The sequence below is a fragment of the Bacillus sp. FSL W8-0183 genome, from assembly GCF_038006825.1.
Taxonomy (GTDB): domain Bacteria; phylum Bacillota; class Bacilli; order Bacillales; family Bacillaceae; genus Bacillus; species Bacillus altitudinis.
Genome location: NZ_JBBOVY010000001.1, coordinates 2842758 through 2859879, shown reverse-complemented (window position 1 = coordinate 2859879; position 17122 = coordinate 2842758). Strand labels below are relative to the sequence as shown.

Sequence of the window (17122 nt, the reverse complement as noted above, 5' to 3'; positions counted from 1 at the left end):
GGAATACTTTACAACGATTCTTTAATGACTTTTTTATAATATTGGACAGATAGGAATCCGAAGACGGAGTATAAAACGGTATAAATCGCCATGACAATCAGCATAGGTGTCCACAGTTCGCTGCCAAATAAAAACCAGCCAGATTGTACAGCAAAGTAGCTGTGCAAGAGCCCGACGAGAAGCGGAATGCCAAAGTTGAAAAGCTGTTTGAGCCGAATGCCTTTTAAGAGATCTGTCTCCGTAAAACCAAGCTTACGCAGAATCGTGTATGAGCTTTGTTCCTCTTCGCTCTCATTCATCTGTTTGAAGTATAAAATACAGCCTGATGTCACAAGGAAGCTGAGGCCTAAAAATCCAACTACAAACATCATCAGTCCGATGGTTTGTTTTTGCTGCTGAGTGGTAGCAAATCTAGACATACTTTCATCACTCAATTTCGCAGACATAAAGACGTCATTGGCTTGTTCAACTTTTCCTTCATCTTTTATATTGATCGCAATATATTGGTTATTCTCACGCTGCAGCTTAGGGTCATTGTTTTGATCAAGCTGCTCAAAGACGTTTTGACTGACGACAGCAACAGGTAGGCCGCCAGAAGTAAACTGGTAAGAGATTAAATGATCCTTTTTCATATCAATTACTTTTAAATCAATTGGTTTTTTTATTAAAAGTTTCACATCACCAGAGCTTTTAATCGGCATGAATTTTTTCAATAAATCATTGTAGCCGCTTAACATGACTTCGTTGTTCTCTACATGAATATTTGGTACGTTTTTCTCGCTGATCACAGGTAGTGTTAAGACTCCTGGAGCTTTATTCACACTGCTTAACTTCGTATCGATGATCTGATTTGCATCAAAATCGGCTTGAATGACCTCGAACTGCTTTTTCTCATAGGCAATATGCTGATCAGAAAGTGCACGAGTGAAAGTGCCAGCATCCTTCTCTGACCCCATGACAAAATGTGCTGGAATTTGCTGTTCAGCTGTTTTTTCTGCTGAGTAGTAGGAAATATAGCTGAGTGATAACAAACCGATGGCAAGTGCAGATACGGTAGTAATAATCGTTAACAGCAATGCATTTGATTTTAAACGGAACATGATCGACGATAAAGACAAGACTTCATGAATGGCAAGGTAGCCATTTTTTCTTTTTCGTACGATATTGGCAATGAATGAAACAGAGCCTTTATAGAAAAGGAAAGTACCAATAATGACAGAACCTAAAATATAGATCATGGCTAAAGATAACGAAAACATCGATGTGTATGAGCCATTAAAAAGCTGAGAAGAAATGTAATAGCCTGAGCTGATAAAGGCAATGCCTAGAACCCCGATGATGATTTCAAAGACAGAGATTTTTTTAATACGCTGCTCTGTAGAAGAGGTTGTTCTAAACAAAGCTAAGATCGTTTGCTTCTGAATAAAATGTCTATTTCTTTGCATGATGACAACATAAATCAAGAGAAACACGATGATTGTTTGCAAAAGAGCCGTGCCAGAAAAATGAAGATTGGCAATTGCATGAACACCTGTCACTTTAAATAGAACCATCAGCATCAGCTTTGAACCGATAAATCCGGCCAATATTCCAATAGCCATCGAAATCATATAGAGGATAAAATTTTCTGCATGGAGCAGCTTGGAAATTTTTTGTTTCGTCATTCCAATGAGCTGCAAGAGACCGATTTCTTTTCCTCTACGTTTGATGAAAATGCTATTTGCATATAAAAGGAAGATGCCGACGATGGCGATCAGCAGAATAGAAGCGGCTTTAATGGACGCACCGCCCTTAATGGACCCCTTTACATCATCAAGTGCTGGTGAATACTGCAAGGTGACAAAGGAAAAATAGAGCGCCACACTAAATACAAGTGCAAACACGTATAAATAGTAATTTTTTAAGTTTTTCTTCAGATTGCGGAAGACGAGCTGATTAATGTTCATGCTTCACACCGCCTAAAACACCTTGCGTTTTCATAATATCCTCGAAAAACATCTTTCTCTCTAATGCGCCTTTATTCAATTGTGTATAGATCTGTCCATCTTTGATAAAAATCACTCGTCTTGAATAACTGGCTGCAACAGGGTCATGCGTCACCATGACAATGGTTGCTTTGCGCTTGTGATTGAATTCTTGCAGCTTGTTCAGTAAGTCAGACGCAGATTTGGAATCAAGTGCTCCAGTTGGTTCATCAGCAAAAATGAGGCTTGGTTCATGAATAAAGGCACGTACCGCAGATGTCCGTTGCTTTTGTCCACCAGACAATTCATTTGGATATTTGTCTCTTAGTTCATAAATCCCCATATCCTCTGCAAGCTGTTGAAAGCGTTCAAAAGCTTCTTTTTTAGGCGTTTTGGAGATGGATAATGGTAAGAGGATGTTCTCTTTAACCGTGAGTGTATCAAGTAAGTTATAATCCTGAAAAACAAAGCCAAGCTGTTTCTTTCTAAATTCAGCGAGCTGCTGATCTTTCATTTGCGTCATTTCTGCATCTGCGATCCGAATCGATCCGCTGGACACATGATCAATCGATGACAATACGTTCAAAAGGGTCGTTTTCCCCGAGCCTGATGGCCCCATGATGCTGACAAATTCTCCAGCTTCTATCGTCAAATCAATGCCTTTCAGCACCTCTTGTTTATTGAATTTATTTCCATAGCTTTTATATAACTTGCGAGCTTCTAAAATGTTCATCTGTCGAACCCCTTTTTTATTTAATTGATATCTCTAGTATAAAAAGAAGCCGATCAGACTTCCTGCGATTTGGCGAACAAAACAGACGAGCATGTGACATTGTTGTCACATGCTTGTTTTATATGTCAAAGCCTTATGTAGAATTCAGATTGTTATTCAATTATTTTATCTGTTTTTCGCTATGATGTATCAAATTTCTTGTTTTTTTCTGATGAACCTTTACAGAGTATGTGATTTCATGTAAGATATGCATATCAAATATATGCATAGTAAATCTATGTATTAGAGGTGACGATGGATGAAAGTGAGTAAAGAGCTTCTAAAGGGGAGTACTGCTACCCTTATTTTAAGCTTGCTAAATGAAAAGCCGATGTATGGTTATGAAATGATTAAGCAACTGGAGTCGAAATCCGAAGGAATTTTTAGTTTTAAAGAGGGAACGATATATCCTATTTTGCACACTTTGGAGGGGAAAGGATTCATTGTGTCTTACTGGGGCGAAGGGAATGGCAATCGAAAAAGGAAGTATTACAAGATTAATGAACAGGGCAAAGCGTTTATGAAAGAAAAGAAGGAAGAATGGAATGTCTTCAAAGATGCAGTAGATGGCGTTTTGAATGGGGAGAAAGTCGTATGGGACTAGAGAAAAAGTTTGAACAATATATCAAAAATGTGTGTAAACGAATTAAAAATAAAGACGTACATGCAAGTATAAAGCTTGAGCTTCGTGATCATTTATACACGCTGAAAGAGGAAGCGGTCAGTGCGGGCATGTCAGAAGAAGAGGCGGTAAATCAAGCGCTCGATCAAATTGGAGATGCAGCCATACTCGGAATGCAGCTCCATGAAACACACAAAACTCAAGTGGACTTTAAAACGATACTTCTTGTACTAGCTACTTGTTCATTTGGGCTGTTTGTGATGTATTATTTTCAGTTTCATTCTCATTTACTGCATTTTCAAGACACGAATATCTTTTATAAAAGTCTCATTTACTATGTATTTGGTCTTGCGTTGATGCTTGGACTGTTTGCTTTTGATTATCGGCGCTTTTTACCCTATTCATGGCATTTATACATAGGAACGATTGGAATGCTGATTCTTACAATGATGATTGGGACAAGAGTGAACGGTATTCTTTTTTTAAGCTTAAATAATGGATCGATCAATCTGACTGAAATTTTTCCATTTCTGATGATTATTTCGTTAGCGGGCATTTACCAATCTTGGAACTGGAAGAATGGTTTCAAGTCTTGGTTAGGATTAGCGATTGTCACTTTACCTATTATTTTATTACATATAGTCGGATCTCTTTCTGCAACCATCACCTTTATGGTCATATGCATAACGATGATGTATGTATCTCATGCAAGAATGAGACAGCTTATTCCGTTTACAGCAGCAGGTGTTGTCTATCTCATTGTTCAATTATTTTCTCTTTATCAAGCTGATATGTCTCACTTTTACCAATACTCACTTCATGAATTTAGCTCAAATGGTTTTCAAATAAATCCGTACGCATTGTATGATGTTCACACTGATTGGATGTTGACGTATATCATTTATTCATTCGGATGGTTTGCAGGATTGGCCGTTTTTATTTTGTTTGTGACTTTGATTTATAGAGTAGTTCATACAGCGAAACGAGTTCAATCTGCTTATGGCAAGATGTTAATGATTGGTTTGGCAACCACATTTGCAGCAAAATTTATCTTAAGTATTTTCACAAACTTTGGATTATTGCCTATATCAGGAGTTTCCATGCCTTTTATGAGCTATGGGGGATCTCATATTCTTCTAGAAATGATGTCAGTCGGGCTGCTAATGAGTATTTATAGAAGGAAACAGCTAGGAGAAATGTGCCGTGAAGTAGCGTGATATGGCTGTATAAAATAACCCAATCTCTTCAATGCATCGTTGAATGAAGAGATTGGGTTTCTTGAACTGCATGTTCACATGCTTGCAATATGCACAAAATCATTCTTTTTCGGAAAGATAAAGGTGAAAGTTGTCCCTTGATCTAATGTGGAGTTGACCTCGATTGTGATATGAAGAGCGTCAGCTCCCTTTTTTGTTAAATAGAGCCCCATGCCTGTGGAGGCCGTGTCATTGTGATGTCTTGTGGAGGTAAAGCCTTTTTCAAAAATACGGGACACGTCTCTTGGGTCAATTCCTCTGCCTTGATCTGTGATGGTGAGCACCACTTGTTCGTTCATTTGTTTGCTTTCGATGATAATGTCAGATGATTGGCTGTACTTGACGGCGTTTGTCAGCACTTGTCTGATCATAAAGGATAACCATTTTGTATCACTTAATACATCTCGCTCTTCTAATAAAAGGTCAAAGCCAATTCCTTTTTGCATACACCACGATTGGAGCGCTTTGATTTCTTTCGTTAGCATGTTTTGGAGATCCAGTTTTTCAATAAATAAATCATTTTCAATATGTTGGATCCTGCTTTGATGCAGCTGTGCATCAAGGAGTAAATGTATTCTAAGCCATTCATATGTCATATTTGATTTGAGCGGCTGTTCTGTTATGCGGTCAATCATTAAGTGCATCGCCGTGAGCGGCGTTTTCACCTCATGTATCCATGAGAGCAGTTCATCTTTTTCTTCTTCCAGCGCAGTCTTTTGCTTAGCCGTCATCTGGCGGTATCGGTCAATTTGCTCTGACGCTGCCTCCTGTACAATTTGTTCAAAGGGAGAAGAGGGTTTGAGACGTATTTGAAGGTCTATGTTTTCATCCCATTCTTTCAGTTGCATGTAATAAGCAGTTTCTTTCCGATAACGAAAAAAAAGAAAAACAATGAAGAGTAATGTAGACAAAAGCACGATATAAAAAAGAGAAGCGAGTGGAATCGTTGTATCCAAATATGCAACAAAGAGAATGAGAAGCTGCAAACTAAGAAAGAACAAGATCCAGCTTCTTCGTTCTTTTAGAAATGCTTGCAGCATCATTGATCATCCTTTTCCTTTGCAAGATAACCTTGACCCACTTTTGTTTCAATGAAGGCGCCAAGGGAGATTTCGTCTAGTTTTTTTCTAAGGCGGTTGACGTTTACAGTGAGTGTATTGTCACTCACGAATCGTTCATCGTCCCATAAAGCTTGGATGAGAGATTCCCTTTTGACGATATGGTTTTTATGCTGAATTAATTCTTTGAGAATAAAAAACTCATTTTTTGTTAATTCAATCTCACCGTTTTCATTTGTCACTGTATTATTTTCGAGGTCAAGGGTAGCGCCGCACCAGACTTTTAAGTTGGTTGGTTCCGCATTATAATCATGGACTCGGCGAAGAACAGCACTTACTTTGGCGATGAGAACGTCAAAGTGAAAGGGCTTTTGTACAAAATCATCAGCTCCAAGCTGCATCGACATGACCATATCAGCAGGATGATCACGAGAGGAAAGAAAGATGATGGGCACATTAGAATGATGCCGAATCATCCGGCACCAATGAAAGCCATCGTACTTTGGCAGTTGAATATCAATAATGACTAAATCAGGCTGGATGGAAGTGAACTCCTGCATGACCTGTTGAAAATTGTTGATCCCATACACATCATAAGACCAGTTGACTAAACGTTCTTTGATTTCTTGGAAGAGGGTTGTATCATCCTCAATCAGCAAAATTTTAAACAAAACGAGCACCACACTTTTTGAATTACTTGTACATCATTGTAGCGGAAAACAGGCACTCCCGCTAGAAGCAGACAGCAAAAAAGCAAGGGAAGAGATCCCTTGCTTCGGTTTATTTACCTAAAAAGTGCTTTTTAAAGAATGATAATTGATATTCAAGTGTGAGTGGATCATTAAAGTAAAACTCTTCCGCATTTGCTTCATACACACGATGTTTTTTCACAGCAGGAATGGACTTATAGATTTCACTGTTTTGATAGGAATTGTCCATCTCGCTGTTTTTGCTAATGATCATATAGTCTCCGGCAAATTCAGGGATGACCTCTTGTGATACCGCATAATAGCCAGCTTTTAATGCTTTTTCTTTTACTTTTTCAGGCATTTTTAGTTTCATTGCTTGGTAGAGGATTTCTGTTCCCCGTCCCCACGCATCTCCAAAGACGTAAAGGTCTTTTGTGCCGCTCTCGAAGACAGATACGGTTGCATCTTCACCGATTTTTGCTTTGATTTCTTTGCCAGCTTCAGCTGCACGCAGTTTGAAATCCTTGACCCATGCTTTTGCTTCTTTTTCTTTGTTTAAGACTTTTCCAATTTCAATATGCTGCTGAAGGTAATCGACTTTGTTATACGTGAATAAAACGGTAGGGGCGATTTTTTTCAGTTTTTCTACATTTTTTGCACCGCTTAAACCGATGATGACATCAGGCTTTAACTTCATGATTTTTTCTACATTTTCATCGGATACTTCTTCCACATTTTTTAATTTCTTTTGGAAACGTGGATTCTTTTTTGACCAAGAGTCAACACCCACAAGGTTCACACCAAGTGACAAGACATTTCCTGTATAAGAGGCGAGAACAACAACACGTTTTGGATTTGCTGGCAGCTTCACAGGTCCATTTTCAGATTGATATGTAATCGTGTCTGATGACGTTGATTGATTTTTTCCTTTATTTGAGGAAGAGTTGCTGCTATTGCCACATGCGCTCAACGCAAGTACGAAGATGAGCATCAGAGGGAACAATATTTTCTTCATGAATGTAGACTCCTTTGAAATCGGCACATCAGCCGTGTATTTGGTTGCATGAGTGATAATGATAATTATTATCACTCAGGTATCATACCATAGAAGTGAGGTTTGTTGTCAATGATATTTTAGCAGTGGATAGAGGAATTCTGATAAAAAGAAAAAAAGATCAAGGCAGTGTCTGACCTGATCTTTTTTCTTATTTAAACCAGCCTTTTTCTTTGGAACGAGTGATGGCTTCAATTCGGTTTTTGACTTCTAGTTTATCTAAAATAATGGAGATGTAGTTTCGCACAGTGCCGCTTTTAATGCTGAGTTCCTTGGCGATTTCTTTTGTGTTTTTTCCGTCTGCGACGAGTTCTAGAACCGACTTTTCTCGTTCAGTTAAAGGATTTTCGTCGCTGTACAAGTCTTCCATTAATTCAGGGGCGTACACCTTTTTCCCTTTCATCACACTGCGGATGGCACTTGCCAAATCCTCGCTTGGGCTGTCTTTCAGCATATAGCCGCTAACGCCAGCTTTCAGCGCTCTTTGAAAATAGCCGGAACGGGCAAAGGTTGTTAAGATGATGATCTTCACATCAGATTTTTTGAGTTCTTCAGCGGCGTCGAGCCCAGATTTCCCGGGCATTTCAATATCCATTAAACAAATATCGACCGGATGTTTTTTAGCAAAATCAATGGCGTCCTGTCCGTTTGTCCCTTTTCCAACAACGGTCATATCGTCTTCTAAATCGAGAAGCGACCCAAGAGCACCAAGCAGCATTTGCTGATCCTCTGCGATAAAGATGTTAATCATTTTATTTCCTCCTTATCTTTCGCTGCTGAATCATTTGGAATACTCATGATCAGCTTCGTCCCGTCTTTTGTTTCAATGTGCAGGCGTCCATTTGCAAATTCCAATCTTTCTCTAATCCCTAAAAGGCCATGTCCCTTTGTTTGAGAGGATGGATCACCGCCTTTAAATGTGCCGTTATCCTCAACTGTAATGACAACTTCCTTTGACTTTTGATGAATGGTGATTTGACAGACAGTGGCATCGCTATGTTTGACGACATTCGTTACGGCTTCTTTGATGCACATGCTCACAATGTTTTCGTTCAGAAGAGAGATATGTTTCGGCGCTTCCTTTTCATCATAAATCATGTCAATATCGGCGGCTTCAAGGATTTGCTTGATGTTCAATATTTCATCTTTGATCCGAATACCTTTCATGGAAGAAACAATTTTCCGCACTTCATTTAGAGACGTTCTAGCTGTCTGCTGAACACTCTTTAGTTCGGCACGAGCCTGTTCAGGATCTTTATACACGAGCTTACGGGCAAGGTCACTCTTTAAACCAATAAGAGAGAGTTTTTGTCCAAGTGTATCATGCAGGTCACGAGCAATGCGCTGTCTTTCTTCAAGTTTGACAAGATCGGCGATCCGTTCATTGGCATTTTCTAATTTCTCTTCAAGGCGTTCACGTTCTTTTCGGCTTCGAATGCTGAGAGGGAGCAGAATGGCACTAATAAGTGTGATCACAACAAAAGGAATTTGTGTGAGAAACCATCCCTTTTTTAAAATCAAGCTAAAGTTCACTGCTACGGCGGCGCTCCCTAGATGAATATAGTATAAGATATAAAAAGGGACTTTTCTTTTGATATGCCCGTTGAAATAGGCGATACAAAAAGCGAAATAAATATAGCTGTAGAGCATCACATAGCCTGTAGAAATCGCAATCAATAAAAGACCGAAGACATATAAAGACCAGCCTTTTGCGACAAAGGCAAAACGATACACTCCGAAAAAAACCACGTTCAAAATAATGCCAATGACAATACCTAAAGTCGTAGGCGTCTTTAAGATGAAATAGAAGGGCAGGATGAAAAAAATGGCCCATATATAGGGGGAAATCCCATGCAATTTTTGAATTTTAAACTGTTTTTTCATCCGTGTGCCACCTTTTCCGTTTTCGTTCTTTTCCTTACTTTATCAAATTCAACTTACGGTTGCATCCTGTAAATGGCAACAAGCTCCTTCTAGAGTAAGAAAGAGCTTGCACCAATTATGCATTTTTCTTCAGAATGTCTCCTTTAATGACAGGTGCGGGCATCTTCTTAGATTGCCGTGCTTCTTTAAAGGTAACGAATGCTTTCGTTTCTTCATCCCAAAGTCTAAATTTCATTGATTCGATACTTGTTTTTAAAGTGATGGTTGGAACATTTTGAAGCGGCTCACTATGATCATGTGCATGCTCCAAGTGATAATTCGGTACCCTCGGACTTAAATGATGAACATGGTGATAGCCGATATTGCCTGTTAACCATTGAAGAAGCTTTGGCAATTTGTAAAAAGAACTGCCTTCTACTGCCGCCTGCACATAATTCCAATGTTCATCTTCTTCAAAGTAAGAATCTTCAAATGTATGCTGCACATAAAACAGCCATACGCCGATTGATCCTGAGATCAGGAAGATTGGACCTTGGACAAGCAGGAACTCCTGCCAGCCAAAAAGAAGACACGTTGCAGCTGCTAGTGCAATGATGCTCACGTTTGTGAAATACGTGTTCCAGCGCTCTTTTTTACGAGCATTTTTGACGTTGAAACGGTTTTTTAAGAGAAAAACAAAGATCGGTCCTAAAATAAACATCACAAAAGGATTACGGTAAAATCTGTAGCGAAACTTCGTCCAAGCTGATGCTTCTTGATATTCTTTGACTGTCAGGAGCCAAATGTCGCCAGTACCTCGTTTGTCTAGATTACTGCTTGTGGCATGGTGAATTGAATGATCTCTTTGCCATTGAAGATAAGGGAAAAGGGTGAGTACGCCCGTTACAAAACCGAACAGGTGATTCAGCGGCTTCTGTTTAAAAAAGGATTGATGGCAGCAGTCGTGAAAAATAATAAAGACACGTACTAAAAAACCAGCTGCAATCACCGCAAAGAAGAGGGTTAAAAGGTAGGAGATGTTCAGGCTATAATAGGCAAGAAACCAAAGCCCCAAAAATGGAATGAATGTATTAAAGAGTTGAATGATACTTTTTTTCGAATTAGCACCAGAGAATTGGCCAACTTGTTTTCTTAAAGTGGCTTGCTGCTGTGTGTTTGTTGAAGTCGTCATGAACGTTCAAGTCCTTTCCGTTTCTTTCTACTTCAAAGTATAGAAGGAAAGGTGTCATGCTCATAGTAGCACCCATCATGTATTCAATATGACATTTGTCATGTTGGACGCAGGAAAGGCTGATGGTTCAAGGGTTGTAAGCTTATTTTATTTTAAATAAAAAAGTAAAGGCGCTTAGCCTTCACTTTTTATTGACGTGCTTCATGAACTTTTAACTGCTTGCCTTTAATGGTTGTGTGGCGCATGGCATTTAGCACAAGAGGGCCTTTGCCGTTTAAAATATCGACGTATGTTTTCGTATCTTGAATGGTAATAATCCCAATGTCATCAAAGGCAACGCCTTCTATTTTGGCAATGGTCCCAACGAAATCAACAGCCCGCAGCTTCTTTTTCTTCCCGCCGTTAAAATACAGCTTCATAATATCTTTCTCTATGTCGGCCTGCTTATTTTCCTTTTGAATCGGTGTTTCAATTTTTTCTTCAAAGCTTGCCACATGCTGTTCTGCTTCTTCTTTTGTAGGATAAGGCTGAATTTGAAAATGAATACCAGCTTCCTCTTTTAATTCTTCAATAAGCGGCTGCCCGTGCCTTGTCATAAACGCAATCGTTTTCCCGCTTTTACCCGCTCTGCCAGTTCTTCCGGTCCGATGAATATAGCGTTCTTTTTCATAAGGTAGGTCGTAATGAATGACATGTGTCATATCACTGACATCAATTCCTCGGGCTGCTATATCGGTTGCGATCAAATAACGGAATTCCCCGTTTTTGAATTCATCCATGACAGCAAAGCGGTCTTCCTGCCTCATGCCTCCGTGAATTTTGTCACAAGGCACATCCCATTCATCCAGCTTCATTGTGAGTTCGTTCACTCGGTCCTGTGTATTACAGAAAATAATGCAGCTATCTGGGTTTTCAATCACGATCGTACGCTGAAGAAGAGAGAATTTCGCTTCTTCCTCCGTTTCAATCACGGTGTGAGTGATTTGTGGTACAGACGTTTCTTCCCGAGCAATCTCTATCACTTTTGGCGATTGTAAAAACTGCTCACTCAAATCCTTCATTTCATCAGACATCGTCGCTGAAAATAACATCGACATCCGCTTTGGCGGCAGATGCTGAATAATAGAAGAGACTTGATCAATAAATCCCATGTTCAGCATTTCGTCTGCTTCATCTAACACGAAAAATGACAGATTGTCTAAAGAAAGTGTCCCTTTTTCAAGGTGATCCAATATTCGTCCTGGCGTTCCGCACACAATGTGGTTCTTTTGTGCAAGCTCTATTTTTTGTGCTTGAAATGGAGCTTTTCCATAAATGGCGGCCGCTTTGATTCGTTTAAATCGTCCGAGGCTGGTCAGATCCTGTTTGACCTGCATGGCAAGTTCTCTTGTTGGGACGAGGATGAGGGCTTGAGGTTTATTCTCAGCCCAATCCACCATTTCACAAATTGGCAGACCGTAGGCTGCTGTTTTGCCACTGCCTGTCTGAGATTTGACAATGAGGTCCTGCTTTGAAAAAGCAACGGATAATGTCTCGTGCTGGACGGGTGTAGGTGTATGGAAATGAAGCGCTTCTAGCGCTTGTTTCAATTCATCGCTTAATGGATATTGATCAAAATGTTGTAATGGCATCGTGTTCTCCTTTTCGTACATGTATACTTGTGACATCATACCATATCTTTTCAAAGACACCATGACCTTGAATGAAAAGGCATGAAAAAAAGCCCCGTAAAGGAGCTTTCAGCGTGTAGACAAACCCTCGCATTCGGTGTCAGATTTGCGCTCCGGTACTCACGAATGTCAAATTAGCTCCGTTCCGGTGCTCACTCTTCCTAGACTTCAAAGGTTTTCTATCACGCTGAAAAGAAAACAAAAGCCCCCTAAAGGAGCTTTTCAATGATTAAAGGAATCTGCGTTTTACTTTTTCCCAATAGGAGTTATCTTTTAATTTGACCGTTTTGATCACTTTACCAGAAAGGCCAATATCAATTTGTTTGACATGTTTTGTACCTAGCGCTTCGTTATCAAGACCGATAATCGGATGGTCGTTACCGTCCTGAACAACTTTTAGTGTCAGCTTGCGGTCACTGCTTAAAATGAAAGGAGCTCCAAGTGTACGGTATGAGTTGTTATTCAGCGATGCCAGCTCGGTTACTTGCATACACGGAAGCATCGGATCCACCACGGCGCCGTTGACAGATTTATTGTAGGCCGTTGAACCGGTTGGAGTGGAAATAATCATCCCGTCGCCTCTAAAGGTTTCAAAATGGAAATCATCTATATACACATCGATGACAAATGTTTTAATGATGCTAGAGCGGATCGACAGTTCGTTTAAGCAATGGAACTGGTTTGTACTGTCAACGCTTACATCGATGATCGGATATTTTCTCACTTCAATCTGTTCAGTGTTCATGGCATCAATCATTTTATCAAAATGTTCTAACGAAAAATCGCAGTATAGGTGCGAATTCTCTGTTTTTGATACCCCTACATACAAGCAGTCATCCCGGAAGTTCGTTTTGCGAACCGCTTGAAGAAATGTACCATCTCCACCAATTGAAGCAATGATATGGGCATCTTCTGCACGCTTTACGACGTGAAAGCCTTGATCGGTAGCGAGCTTCTCCAGAGAAGAAATGTGTCCATCCAATTCATGATCTTTTTTGTAAAAGAAAAATACATTGCGACGATTGTCTGTCATTGACGTTCTCCCCTTTGTTGTCAAAAATAGATTTCGAGTAGTAAAGGGCTTACATAGAAAACCCTTGTTCACATTTTACACTTTTTTCATATGAAAGTAAAAATATTAGAAAGACGCTTCATCATGATAGAGGCTTCCATTTAAGAAATGAGTCATTGTAAGTGATTAGACAACGCTGACTTTGAGCATAATTTAATAGCTCATTTTGGAAGAAAGAGAGGTCTGGGCGTTTCGTTGTGAAGATGGTCTGAGCTATTAGATATAGGAAGAGGATAAAATCGCCAATTTTTCGTCATGATGAGCAAATGATAGAAGATGTAAAGTTGATCGTCATTTCACATCGATGCTATCATATGTTGAAATGAAATGTAAAAAAACCACAGTTCCTGTGAAACATTTCATGTGTGTATTCGTATGAACGAAGTGAGACAAAAAGGAGGAGAAAGAAATGAATGCGAAAAGATGGGTAGCCTTAATCATTGCACTTGGTGTTTTCGGCTTTTCGATTGTGATTAGTATCACGACGGCCTTGTATGAAAGCTTCAATGATAATAAGATGAGCTATCAATTCGGGGACGAAATCGAAGAAAAGGTACTAGAAGATGGAAGCGGTGCGAGTAAAATTGCTGTACTTGAGATTAATGGTACGATTCAAGATAACGGCGGTGCATCCAGCCTTCTAGGCGGGGAAGCATATGATCATCGTGCGTTCTTAAAAGAATTAGATAAAGCAAAAGACGATGCGTCTGTGAAAGGTGTCTTGCTGCGCGTCAACTCTCCTGGCGGCGGTGTCTATGAAAGTGCTGAAATACATAAAAAATTAGAAGAAGTAAAGAAAGCGAAGAAGCCAATTTATGTTTCTATGGGTTCAATGGCGGCTTCTGGTGGCTATTATGTATCCACTCCAGCGAAAAAAATCTTTGCTTCACCTGAAACGTTAACAGGCTCTCTCGGGGTCATCATGCAAAGTTTGAATTATGCAAAGCTGGCAGATAATTTAGGCATCAAATATGAAACCATTAAAAGTGGAAAATTCAAAGACATCATGTCTCCAAATCGTGATATGACAAAAGATGAGCGTGCTATCATGCAAAGCATGGTTGACAACTCTTATGAAGGCTTTGTGAAAGTCATCTCAGAAGGACGCGGCATGTCTAAGCAGGACGTCAAGAAAATTGCCGATGGCCGAGTCTATGACGGAACACAGGCGAAATCAAACGGATTAGTGGATGAGCTTGGGTACTATGAAGATGCTCTAAAAGCAATGAAGAAAAATGAAAAAGGGTTAAAAGGAGCGACAGTGATCAGCTATTCTCAAAGCTTCGGCTGGAACTCTCTCTTCAATATGAGTGCAAGCAAGCTCTTTAAAAGCGAAATTGATTTTCTGAACTTAAAAGAAACACTGGCTGGCTCAAATGGGTCTAAACCGATGTATCTCTATTCAAAATAAAGGAGGGATCATAGATGGATTCTACATTCGATGAAGTAACGGAAAGTCGCAGCCAAGAGGGAGAATCAAGGCCGACTCTTACGAAGCGCACTTCAATTGAAGCGCAGGCTTTTGCAGGTTTCTGGATTAGATTCTGGGCATTTATCCTAGATTGGCTCGTCGTATGGGGTGTTAACCATTTGACGGTTTCTCCAATCTTTAGTCTCTTTGGCTGGTCAAAAGGGGGAGGCTGGTTTTCCCCATTTTCCGTCACAACGACAATTGTTTTTCTGCTTTATTTTGCGATCATGACGAAGATTTTCCAACAAACACTTGGAAAGATGGTGTTTGGAATCAAAGTCGTCTCACTTCAGCCGGAGAAGAAGCTGCCATGGGATGTCATTTTCTTTAGAGAAATTGTGGGGCGATATATTAATACGCTTTTTGTTCTCTATGCCGTGGTTGGGTTTACGCCGAAAAAGCAAGGGGTTCATGACTACTTTGCAGATACGGTGGTTGTTCATGAACATTTATATGAAAAAACAGAATCAAACGCATAATCAAAGAGAGTTTGGCCGGGTACCGGTCAAACTCTTTTTTTTGGTGATTGGGTATAAAATCCAGAAGGAGAGCCATAATCGTAGAGGAAGCATCATTTGTTATGGAGGAAGTGAGCACAGTGCTGTACGTTTGGATCGCAGCTTTTTTGTTCCTTGTGATCTTATTGATCTTTATGAAAGTGACCATTTCACTGGACTATTCACATGCAAATGACAATGACCATATTGCGGTGAAGATCATCACCTTATATGGAATCGTCAGACTGAAGAAAGACATTCCGATGGTGAAAGTGAATACGGAAGATCAAACGATTGATATTCGTGAAAAGAAAATGGCCAGCACCAAAACGCCTAATCAAGAAAAAGAAACCATGCATAAAAAAGTGGGAAAACGTGATGTAAAGGAAATCCTTCATCAAATGGAGCGTATTACAAAAGAAATTGTCGATCTAAACCGGATCATGCGCAAGTTTTTCATTCATATAAAAATCGTCTCATTTCACTGGTCCACATGGATTGGTTTTCATGACGCAGCTTTAACAGGTGTAGCAGCCGGTGGTGTGTGGTCAGTCAAAGGAGCACTTCTTGCCTTTATGCAGGAGCACCTCACCTTTAAGCACAAACCCGTCTATGAAGTGATTCCCGCTTTTCAGCACAAAGTATCACAGACACACTTTGCATGTATAGCTTATTTTCGGATTGGACATGCTATGCTTGCAGCCATTCGATTACTTGTCCATTGGTTAAAAGGGAGAAAGGCGAGAAAGAATGCCTCTCTTCAAGCAACGAAGAATGAATCATCTGTTTAAGGAGGAACCCGAAAATGGCAGATCATCCAATCCAAGGTCTGATGAAGACAGCGATGGAAAACTTAAAAGAAATGATTGATGTGAACACGATCATCGGCGATCCAGTCGAAACCCCTGACGGCAGTGTCATTCTCACTGTGTCAAAGGTTGGTTTTGGATTTGCAGCCGGCGGCAGTGAATTCAACGGTAACCAAAAGAAAGAAAAACGGTCTGATGAACAAGAACGAAAAGAACCGAGACTCCCATTTGGAGGCGGAAGCGGTGGAGGAGTATCGATTACACCAATCGCCTTTTTAATTGTGGGAACAAATGGCGTACGAATGCTTCATTTGGATGAACACACACATCTGCTCGATAAAATATTGGATTCTGCTCCTCAAGCAATTGAACGTCTTCAGCACATGTTTAAGAAGGATGAACGGGAGCATCGTCACAAAGAACGAAAACTAGATGACATAGACCTTTAAAAAGTTAGCTGCCCTGCAGTTAACTTTTTTTTCAAAATGGACGATTAGGCTTTGCAGTTTTTTGCTTTCTCTACTATGATAGAACCATACATTTGATAAGGGAGGAATTGTTTTGGCATCGATCACATTTAAAGGGAGCCCAGTAACGCTTGTAGGAAATGAAGTGAAAGTAGGCGAGCAGGCTCCAGATTTCACGGTATTAACGAACTCACTAGGGGAAGTTTCACTTTCTGATTTAACAGGAAAAGTGACGATTATCTCAGTGATTCCTTCTATTGATACAGGTGTGTGTGACGCACAAACAAGACGTTTCAATGAAGAGGCAGCCGGTTTAGGTCCGGTCAATATCTATACCATTAGTGCAGACCTACCATTTGCACAAGCACGCTGGTGCGGAGCAAACGGAATTGAAAATGTTGAAACATTATCTGATCATAGAGATATGTCATTTGGTGAAGCGTTTGGTTTATATATGAAAGAATTGCGTTTATTGGCGCGTGCGGTCTTCGTATTAGACCCAAGCGGAAAAGTGGTTTACACTGAGTACGTAAGCGAAGCAACCAATCATCCAAATTATGAAAAAGCCATTGAGGCTGCGAAATCACTGTTATAAAAGCAGCATCGACAAGAGCTCCGGCTTCATACTGGGGCTCTTTTCAATGAGAACATATAGCTTTTAACAAA

At 40.0% G+C, this 17122-nt stretch carries 17 protein-coding genes; 7 read left to right on the top strand and 10 right to left on the bottom strand.

Features of this window, described 5'->3' with window-relative positions; all coding sequences use genetic code 11:
- Positions 1-8 precede the first annotated feature (8 nt).
- Positions 9-1946, bottom strand: a complete 1938-nt coding sequence (locus NSQ64_RS15155) for an ABC transporter permease (RefSeq protein WP_341017170.1) — start codon at positions 1944-1946, stop codon at positions 9-11.
- On the bottom strand, positions 1936-2697 hold the full coding sequence (locus NSQ64_RS15150; protein WP_007501759.1) for an ABC transporter ATP-binding protein: 762 nt from the start codon (positions 2695-2697) through the stop codon (positions 1936-1938). Before NSQ64_RS15150 ends, NSQ64_RS15155 begins: the two co-directional genes overlap by 11 nt.
- 298 nt (positions 2698-2995) lie before the next feature.
- Here NSQ64_RS15150 and NSQ64_RS15145 point away from each other — a divergent pair, with 298 nt between their 5' ends.
- Complete coding sequence (locus NSQ64_RS15145) at positions 2996-3340, top strand: PadR family transcriptional regulator (RefSeq protein WP_047945291.1); 345 nt, start codon at positions 2996-2998, stop codon at positions 3338-3340.
- Entirely contained in the window at positions 3331-4575 is a 1245-nt protein-coding gene (locus tag NSQ64_RS15140) for an FtsW/RodA/SpoVE family cell cycle protein (RefSeq protein WP_138278865.1), read from the top strand. The genes NSQ64_RS15145 and NSQ64_RS15140 overlap by 10 nt, the downstream gene beginning before the upstream one ends.
- Before the next feature lie 74 nt (positions 4576-4649).
- On the opposite strand, the gene NSQ64_RS15135 is transcribed toward NSQ64_RS15140, so the two are convergent.
- From NSQ64_RS15135 to NSQ64_RS15100, 8 genes are all read right to left on the bottom strand, one after another.
- The gene (locus NSQ64_RS15135) at positions 4650-5654 is read right to left on the bottom strand and encodes a sensor histidine kinase (RefSeq protein WP_341017165.1); all 1005 of its coding nucleotides are present in this window, start codon (positions 5652-5654) and stop codon (positions 4650-4652) included.
- A complete protein-coding gene (locus NSQ64_RS15130) occupies positions 5654-6343 on the bottom strand; it encodes a response regulator transcription factor (RefSeq protein ID WP_341017162.1) in 690 nt (229 codons plus the stop codon). The genes NSQ64_RS15135 and NSQ64_RS15130 overlap by 1 nt, the downstream gene beginning before the upstream one ends.
- Before the next feature lie 109 nt (positions 6344-6452).
- Positions 6453-7376 carry an iron-hydroxamate ABC transporter substrate-binding protein gene (locus tag NSQ64_RS15125; protein ID WP_341017160.1) on the bottom strand — a complete coding sequence of 308 codons (924 nt, stop codon included), beginning with the start codon at positions 7374-7376 and terminating at the stop codon, positions 6453-6455.
- Positions 7377-7566: 190 nt separating this feature from the next.
- On the bottom strand, positions 7567-8166 hold the full coding sequence (locus tag NSQ64_RS15120) for a response regulator transcription factor (RefSeq protein WP_060781281.1): 600 nt from the start codon (positions 8164-8166) through the stop codon (positions 7567-7569).
- Positions 8163-9299 (bottom strand): sensor histidine kinase, encoded by a 1137-nt coding sequence (locus NSQ64_RS15115; protein ID WP_024718676.1) that lies wholly within the window; start codon positions 9297-9299, stop codon positions 8163-8165. The genes NSQ64_RS15120 and NSQ64_RS15115 overlap by 4 nt, the downstream gene beginning before the upstream one ends.
- Before the next feature lie 115 nt (positions 9300-9414).
- Complete coding sequence (locus NSQ64_RS15110; RefSeq protein WP_169056760.1) at positions 9415-10470, bottom strand: fatty acid desaturase; 1056 nt, start codon at positions 10468-10470, stop codon at positions 9415-9417.
- Between the two features lie 188 nt (positions 10471-10658).
- Positions 10659-12101: a DEAD/DEAH box helicase gene (locus NSQ64_RS15105; protein WP_341017157.1), complete on the bottom strand. Its 1443-nt coding sequence runs from the start codon at positions 12099-12101 to the stop codon at positions 10659-10661.
- A 268-nt stretch (positions 12102-12369) separates the two neighbouring features.
- Positions 12370-13173 carry an NAD kinase gene (locus NSQ64_RS15100; RefSeq protein ID WP_008343132.1) on the bottom strand — a complete coding sequence of 268 codons (804 nt, stop codon included), beginning with the start codon at positions 13171-13173 and terminating at the stop codon, positions 12370-12372.
- A gap of 448 nt (positions 13174-13621) precedes the next feature.
- Here NSQ64_RS15100 and sppA point away from each other — a divergent pair, with 448 nt between their 5' ends.
- The 5 genes from sppA (at position 13622) to tpx (ending at position 17051) form a co-directional block, all read left to right on the top strand.
- Positions 13622-14623, top strand: coding sequence for a signal peptide peptidase SppA (gene sppA / locus NSQ64_RS15095; RefSeq protein ID WP_135009397.1), 1002 nt, complete (start codon positions 13622-13624; stop codon positions 14621-14623).
- Positions 14624-14637: 14 nt separating this feature from the next.
- The gene (locus NSQ64_RS15090) at positions 14638-15162 is read left to right on the top strand and encodes an RDD family protein (RefSeq protein ID WP_341017153.1); all 525 of its coding nucleotides are present in this window, start codon (positions 14638-14640) and stop codon (positions 15160-15162) included.
- Between the two features lie 101 nt (positions 15163-15263).
- Positions 15264-15971 carry a DUF2953 domain-containing protein gene (locus NSQ64_RS15085; RefSeq protein ID WP_017358280.1) on the top strand — a complete coding sequence of 236 codons (708 nt, stop codon included), beginning with the start codon at positions 15264-15266 and terminating at the stop codon, positions 15969-15971.
- A 14-nt stretch (positions 15972-15985) separates the two neighbouring features.
- Positions 15986-16438: a GerW family sporulation protein gene (ytfJ, locus tag NSQ64_RS15080; RefSeq protein WP_007501733.1), complete on the top strand. Its 453-nt coding sequence runs from the start codon at positions 15986-15988 to the stop codon at positions 16436-16438.
- 112 nt (positions 16439-16550) lie between these two features.
- Positions 16551-17051, top strand: a complete 501-nt coding sequence (gene tpx / locus NSQ64_RS15075) for a thiol peroxidase (RefSeq protein WP_007501731.1) — start codon at positions 16551-16553, stop codon at positions 17049-17051.
- The last annotated feature ends 71 nt before the right edge of the window (positions 17052-17122 follow it).